Annotated in this window: 6 protein-coding genes; 2 read left to right on the top strand and 4 right to left on the bottom strand. The window is 63.1% G+C overall.

All coding sequences use genetic code 11. From position 1 onward, the window contains the following. Nucleotides 1–1,617: glycosyltransferase family 39 protein (locus Q8N40_RS11185; protein WP_305711864.1), on the bottom strand; the 1,617-nt coding region annotated here is incomplete at its 3' end. Nucleotides 1,618–1,949: 332 nt separating this feature from the next. Between Q8N40_RS11185 and Q8N40_RS11180 the strand changes: the two genes are divergently transcribed. Beyond that, the gene (locus Q8N40_RS11180; RefSeq protein WP_305711863.1) at nucleotides 1,950–2,858 is read left to right on the top strand and encodes a DUF308 domain-containing protein; all 909 of its coding nucleotides are present in this window, start codon (nucleotides 1,950–1,952) and stop codon (nucleotides 2,856–2,858) included. A 178-nt stretch (nucleotides 2,859–3,036) separates the two neighbouring features. Beyond that, entirely contained in the window at nucleotides 3,037–3,450 is a 414-nt protein-coding gene (locus Q8N40_RS11175) for a MucR family transcriptional regulator (protein ID WP_305711862.1), read from the top strand. Nucleotides 3,451–3,459: 9 nt separating this feature from the next. Here Q8N40_RS11175 and Q8N40_RS11170 read toward each other — a convergent pair whose 3' ends face one another. From Q8N40_RS11170 to Q8N40_RS11160, 3 genes are all read right to left on the bottom strand, one after another. Continuing rightward, nucleotides 3,460–3,885, bottom strand: a complete 426-nt coding sequence (locus tag Q8N40_RS11170; protein WP_305711861.1) for a SufE family protein — start codon at nucleotides 3,883–3,885, stop codon at nucleotides 3,460–3,462. A 94-nt stretch (nucleotides 3,886–3,979) separates the two neighbouring features. Then, the gene (locus Q8N40_RS11165) at nucleotides 3,980–4,366 is read right to left on the bottom strand and encodes a DUF5330 domain-containing protein (RefSeq protein ID WP_305711860.1); all 387 of its coding nucleotides are present in this window, start codon (nucleotides 4,364–4,366) and stop codon (nucleotides 3,980–3,982) included. 155 nt (nucleotides 4,367–4,521) lie between these two features. Beyond that, nucleotides 4,522–4,706, bottom strand: a 185-nt coding sequence (locus tag Q8N40_RS11160; protein ID WP_305711859.1) for a hypothetical protein, incomplete at its 5' end; no start/stop codon positions are given.

Raw genomic sequence — 4,706 nt, 5'->3', positions numbered from 1 at the left:
GCTCTGGCCGCGGATGTCGTAGACGCGGGCGAATACCACGTCGTCGCGCTTGATTTCCACCATGACCGGGGCGGTGAGGCCCTTGCAGTAGAATTCGCCCAGCGTCATCGCGAAGTCGGCGGCACCGGAGTCCCAGCCGATCGTGAAGTCAGGACCGAGCGCGACCTGGGCGGGGCGTTGCGGTCCGCACACCGCGACCTTCCATTTGCGATTGGCGGGCGGGAATTCCTGCCGCTCGACCAGCTCCTGGCGCAGGCCGTCGGAAGCCTGTTTCAGCGCGAGGCCCCAATAGTCCAGCATGAACAAATTATCCGCCGACCGGACCGTGCCCGCGATGAAATTGAAGTGGGTGTATTGATAGGGATGCAGCCGGATCATTTCGCCGAGCGGCAGCATCAGGCCGAAGGTGAAAATCCCCAGGGCGACGGGCTGCCATCGGCGATGGCTGTGCTTCAGCCCGTTCATGCCCCACGCGAAGGCCGCGCCGGCCAGCACCGCCATCGGCGGGATGACGAAGATGAAGTGCCGGATACCGTTGTAAAGCGCCGGGCGCTTCACCATCGCCACCGCCAGCGGCAAGGTTGCAGCCAGCGTCAGCATCAACAAGACGGTCTTGCGCCGGGCCGGCACGTCGTTGCGCGACAGCGACATGAAGGTGCCGGCGATGGCGGCGACGCACAGCACCAGCAGCACTTCGGGAATTTGCAGGGCGAACAGCGTCGGCAGATACGACCATGGCATATCCGGCACCGACACCAGCGCGCCGTCGAACATCTCCTTCCACGGTTTCTCGAAGAAGTGCGAGAAATAGGTCAGGGCGCGGAACGGATTGCCCGGTTCCATGATCGACCACGGCCAGACCAGCCCCATGATGAGATAGCCGAACACCAGGCCGGGCAGCAGCACGTAGACGACATGGGCGAGGCGGCGAACCGCTTCACGCACCCCGTGGGCGCGAAGCTCCTCGATCAGCAGCGGCGCAAAACCGACCACGGCATAGACCAGGGCCATGCCGCCGAGGATGCGCGAACCGATCGACAGGCCGGCGCCGAGGCCGAGGACCAGGACGGTGCGCGGCGAGGGCCGCGGATATTCCTGCGCCAGACGGACAAGGCCGAGCATCAGGATCACCATCGAAATCGCGAAAGGCGAATCCTTCGGGTTCATGAACATGTGCCCGTAGAAAGTGGGGCACAGCGCCAGCAGAAGCAGCGCTGCCAATCCGCCGAGCGCACCGCCGACCCGGCGGCCCAGCCGCCACGTCACGCCAAGACCGATCAGGCCGACGATGGCGCCGAGCAGGCGACGGGTTTCGAACAGTTCCAGCGGGATGATCTTGTGCAGCAAGGCTGCGGCCATATCGAAGCCGCCGCCATACATATAGAGATTGGCGAAAGACAGCGCGGCGGTGTCCTTGAAGCCGGAACCGTACATGCGCAGCAACAGTTCAGCGTATTCAGCGTGGGTGTAGTCATCCCAGCCCAGGCCATAATCACGAAACGTCAGGCCCGCGATCAATCCGATCGCCGCCAGCACTGCGATGGCGATTTCGTCGCAAGTCCGTTCCACCGATCGCCGAACGGGCGTATCGATGGCCGAAGCAGTGATGGATGACATGACTATCGGTAACCCGGTGTCCCCTGTAGCTCAGCGTTTTTTTGGCGCTTTGAGCCTTTATTCCCCGGCATCCATATAGCGTAGATCCCTTTCCAAGTAATTGGGAAATGTGGCCTAATTTTTCTAGTGCAATGCAGCAATGGACGGCGGGCCCAAGACATTCGCGGGGTCAGCTTGTTGCCGGAAGGGAAGGCCGAACCGGTGTTCGGTCGGGTAGCCGATCGAATTTCGCAGGGATTGCCCACAAATGGCGGTTGGCGGTGCACGCAATATGACGGTATCGTGGCGATGGCGGCTGCGAGCATTTCGGGCGCGGCCAAGGGGTGAGTTCCATGATGGTCGTGTTGTTGGTCGCTGGCATTGGCCTGCTATTGGCTGGCCTGGTGGCGATCGGGTTCGGGATCCCGATTAACGAATTCGGATTCGGCAATACCCTGATCCAGGCGGGTACCGTTGCCGCATGCACCGGGATGCTGCTGCTCGGCCTGTGGACCGCCGTCAAGGAGTTGAAAATCATCGCGCGCCGGCTTGGGCCTGCGGGTGCCGCGGCGGGGCACCGCGCCGAAAACGCGTCACAACCGGCGTCGGCAGGCGCCGCGCCGCCCAATCCGGCGGAAAACAGCGGCTTCTACAGCCGCGACCAGGCCGGACCGGAAAATGCCGGCCATATCGAACCGGCAGCACCGTCAACGGCCTCGCCGCCGCCATGGCTTGGGGAGGCGGCACCGCGCGAGCGCGCGCCGGACGACAGCCCGCTGGCGCCGGCTGCCGCCGAGCCCGCGCCGGCCGTCAAGCCGAAGCGCAACCTGCTGTTCTCATCGTCATCCCGCAAGGAGCGCGAGCGTGCCCAGGCGCGAGCGGATCCTTCCATGACCGTTCCTCAGCCCGAATCCGCGGCGCCTCCACAGGTTCCCGAATCACCGGAAGCGCCGCCCGCGTCGTTCGACGACGCCTGGCCGAAGCCGGAACGTTCGCGAAGCGAGATTCCACCACCGCGTCGCGCCGGCCGCACGCCGTCGACCTTCGCCGAAGCGGATCCCGCCGCTGACAGCGCGGATCGTCACCCGCCGGCGGCACGAGTTGAGGACACGGCGCAGGTCACGGTTCTCAAATCGGGCGTCGTCGATGGCATGGCCTATTCGCTGTATTCCGATGGTTCGATCGAGGCGCAAATGCCCGAAGGCATGATGCGGTTCGCCTCGATCGATGAACTGCGCTCGCATCTCGACCACCGTTCCTGAGCGGCCTGTACCGGCGGCGAATCCAATCGAAAATAAGTACAGTCGTTCTTGTCACGTCAGCAGTAATCCGCTCATATTCCTCAAGTAGTAAACGATTCCGGACTACGTATGGTGTTTCGGAATACTGGTTCGATCCTGCAGGGTCCCCGTTCGATTGCGATTTCTGGAAGGTGCAGCCATGACCGACAGCGCCGGAAAAAGTTTCATCGACCTGACGGCGGAAATCGTGTCGGCCTATCTCAGCCATAATCCGATTCCGGCCTCCGAAATCCCGGCCTTGATCAGCCAGGTTCACGCCGCCTTGCAACGGGTTTCAACCGGCCGCGCTGAGGCGCCGCTGGAACCTGCCAAACCCGCGGTGTCAATCAAGAAATCGATGACGCCCGACTATCTGGTCTGCCTCGAGGACGGCAAGCGCTTCAAGTCGCTGAAGCGGCATCTGCGCACCCAATACAACATGACACCGGAGCAGTACCGGGACAAATGGGGCCTGCCGGCCGACTATCCGATGGTGGCGCCGAATTATGCGGTGGCGCGCTCGGCGCTCGCCAAGAAGATGGGACTAGGCCAGCAGCGCCGGCGGCGGAAGTAACTCAGCAACTCAGGACGCCGTCGCCAGCGCCTCGCGGGCGTCGGAGCGAATGCGCTCGACCATGGAACGCAGGCCGTTGGAGCGCTGCGGCGTCAGGTGCTCGCGAAATCCGAGTTCGTCGAACAGCGCCAGCGCATCGGTTTCAAGGATGTGCTGCGGGGTGCGGCCGGAATACAGCGTCAGCAGGATCGCGATCAGTCCGCGCACGATATGGGCGTCGCTGTCTCCGAGATAATTCAGTGACGGCTCGCCGCCGCTGCGATCGAGCTGTTTCGAGAGCCAGACCTGGCTGGCGCAGCCCAGCACCTTGTTGGCGGCGGAATGCTCGGCCTCCGGCATTGGATCGAGCGTGCGGCCGAGTTCGATGACGTACCGGTAGCGGTCGTCCCAATCGTCCAGCAGCGCAAAATTGTCCCTGATTTCGTCGATCGTCATCGTGTCCCGCGCTCAATCCCAAGCGCTCTATATAGGATTGCAGGCGTCCGAAAGCGATACTGTTCCCGGCCTATTCTTCTGGCCTGATTCGCGCTCAGGGCTGGCCGCGCCACTCCGCCACCATATCGTCCGGCGTCAGCGTATCGCGCGGCGCAGCCTCCGGCGGCGAAGCGTAGGCGTCGTCGGCGCCGTCGATCGAGCCGGTATGGTCGGGCGCCTTCTTGTCGGTGATGAGGTTATAGAGCTTGCGCGCACCCTCCTGGGCCCGCTGGCCGATCACGGTCGCGGCCTGGCCGCCCACTTCACAGGCAGCCGGCTGGCGCTTGCAAAACTGGCTCATGTCCGACACCGCCGCGGTTGCAGCCGACACGGCTTCCGACGCGCCCAGTTGCGGCAGCTTGTCGGATTCAGGCGTCTTCTCCCTCGGCAGAAGCACGAGCACCAGCCCGAGCCAGAATGCCATGCGAAGCAGAAAAAACATCTCGCGACCCCGGTCGTCTCTTTTGGTTCGGTTGCGATCCACCGCGGGAGCCCGCGATGCGTCGCGCAACCGTTGCGATTGTTCTCGCAATCAATCCCTGACTAACAGCCGTCGATAAATCGCAAGTGTTCGCATTGAGCCTAAATCGCCGAAAATCAGCGAAAAATCCGACTCATTCGATTCGGTGTAAATTTTCGATTGATGACCGATTCCGGCGGCAAGCCGCAGCCACCGGTCGCATCCACCCTTTCGAAACCATACGAGGCCGGTTCCGGAAACTCTCCGTTCACCATCTGCATCGAATGAGCCGCCGCACCCTCGGCGAAACCCCGTGCAGGCA

This window comes from Bradyrhizobium sp. (assembly GCF_030693485.1).
GTDB lineage: Bacteria > Pseudomonadota > Alphaproteobacteria > Rhizobiales > Xanthobacteraceae > Bradyrhizobium.
Note: the sequence above shows the minus strand (reverse complement) of the source record. Positions and strands in the feature narration are given on the sequence as shown.